This window comes from Delftia sp. ASV31 (genome assembly GCF_016428765.1).
GTDB classification, from domain to species: Bacteria; Pseudomonadota; Gammaproteobacteria; order Burkholderiales; family Burkholderiaceae_C; genus Comamonas; species Comamonas acidovorans.
Map to the genome: position 1 here is coordinate 1 of NZ_JAELTK010000291.1, position 314 is coordinate 314.

Consider the following 314-nt stretch of genomic DNA (forward strand, 5'->3'; position numbering starts at 1 on the left):
CCCCCCCCCCCCCCCCCCCCCCCCCCCCCCCCCCCCCCCCCCCCCCCCCCCCCCCCCCCCCCCCCCCCCCCCCCCCCCCCCCCCCCCCCCCCCCCCCCCCCCCCCCCCCCCTTTTTAATGATCCGGCCACCACCGAGATCTACACTGTTCGCATTTCGTCGGCAGCGTCAGATGTGTATAAGAGACAGGCCTGGTTCCGGGCGGCGGCACAGGCAGCGGCGACGGCCTTGTCACCACGGTGCAAAACACCGTTGGCGACCTGCTCGGCGGCACGGCCGGCGCCCCTGTGGGCCAGGTACTGGATGCGCTGATCG

Annotated in this window: 1 protein-coding gene; it reads left to right on the forward strand. The window is 76.1% G+C overall.

What is annotated here, in order from left to right; all coding sequences use genetic code 11:
• A partial coding sequence (locus JHD82_RS29460; RefSeq protein ID WP_374191683.1) for a hypothetical protein occupies positions 1–311 on the forward strand: 311 nt, incomplete at its 5' end.
• Positions 312–314: the final 3 nt, after the last annotated feature.